The sequence below is a fragment of the Flavobacterium sp. ALJ2 genome (assembly GCF_015594725.1).
Lineage (GTDB): Bacteria > Bacteroidota > Bacteroidia > Flavobacteriales > Flavobacteriaceae > Flavobacterium.
The window spans coordinates 1-1429 of the sequence record NZ_JADNRC010000042.1 but is presented as its reverse complement, the minus strand read 5'-3'; the positions used below and the strand labels follow the sequence as shown (position 1 = coordinate 1429).

General features: G+C 32.3%; 2 protein-coding genes. Both read left to right on the top strand.

Annotation, left to right across the window (positions count from 1 at the left end):
- Window positions 1-66: 66 nt before the first annotated feature.
- Window positions 67-432, top strand: coding sequence for a transposase family protein (locus IUY40_RS19110; RefSeq protein WP_195738449.1), 366 nt, complete (start codon window positions 67-69; stop codon window positions 430-432).
- 10 nt (window positions 433-442) lie between these two features.
- Window positions 443-1396: a transposase gene (locus tag IUY40_RS19105; RefSeq protein WP_317190942.1), complete on the top strand. Its 954-nt coding sequence runs from the start codon at window positions 443-445 to the stop codon at window positions 1394-1396.
- Window positions 1397-1429: the final 33 nt, after the last annotated feature.

The following is a 1429-nucleotide window of genomic DNA, read 5'->3' as shown; positions in this document are numbered from 1 at the left end:
GGATCAATACATATTGTTGTGGGGAAATATTAAAATCTAGATATTTGTGTTTTCAAATTATACCCAATGCAAGACTCATTTATCGATATCCTTAAATTATTGTTACCAGAAATCATAGTAGACTATTTTGAACTTACCTCCTATAAAAAAGGAGATGAAATACTTCATTTATATTTAAAAGAGATCAATTCAATTCCTAAAGAATACCGAAACTCAAAATTAAGTTCAAAAGGATTCTTTGATGAGATAACGGTTCAAGATTTTCCTATTCGTGGTCATCAGGTATATCTTCATATCACTCGAAGAAGATGGCTTAATGAAGATACAGGAAAAATAGTTTTTAGAGATTGGAATTTAGTAGCAGACGGAACTCGTGTAACACAGGAGTTTGCGTCTTTTTTAAAAGAGATCAATAGATTCCAGCCCAAATGATTGCAAAACTATTGCCTCTTTCTATGGAGTATCCGGTAGGAATCTACAATACCAGTACAAAGATTTCCTAAGTGATTTCAAAGTTTGGGGTCAAATAAAACATGCAAAAAAATGGCTTCTTTTTCCACAGAATATCGGAAAATATTTATCAATAGACGAAACTTCCCTTTCTAATGGCGAGCTCTATACTATCTTGACTAACAAATCTGCAAAAGGTAGAAAAGGAACTATAGTAGCAATGGTTGCAGGAACTAAAGCAGAAACAGTTATTGCAATTATTGAAAAAATCCCTCTGAAAGAACGAAATCTAGTAAAAGAAATCACTTTGGATATGGCTAGTAATATGGGATTGATTGCAAAGAAATGTTTTCCTAATGCAACTCGTGTCACAGACCGCTTTCATGTTCAAAAGCTAGCTTCAGAAGCACTACAAGAAATCAGAATCAAATACCGTTGGCAAGTCATAGATTTAGAAAACGAAGCCATAGATAATGCCAAAAAAACAAAAGTAAATTTTCAACCTAAAATACTTTCAAATGGAGATACCCTGAAGCAATTACTAGCCAGGAGCAGGTACTTCTTATACAAAAACAAATCAAAGTGGACTCTTAATCAAACAGAACGCGCTACATTACTATTTGAATTATATCCTGATATTCAAAAAGGATATAATCTAACCCAAGAGCTCCGAAGCATCTTCGAGAATACAAAAGATAAAATCATTGGTTTTGCAAAATTAGCCAAATGGCACGAAAAAGTAAATCAATCTGGATTTAAATCTTTTGGCACAATCTCACGTACAATTATCAATCATTATCAAACCATATTAAACTATTTTGATAATAGAAGTACAAATGCTTCTGCCGAATCATTCAATGCTAAAATAAAAACGTTTAGATCTAAATTTAGAGGAGTAAGAAATATAGAATTCTTCCTTTTTAGGTTAACTACTATTTATGCTTAAATTTTATCGCTCCACAGGTTTTCGTATTGATCC

What these genes read in the sequence shown, in the direction of transcription:
- IUY40_RS19110 (WP_195738449.1), top strand. Translation starts at nt 67, where the DNA reads ATGCAAGACTCATTTATCGATATCCTTAAATTATTGTTACCAGAAATC.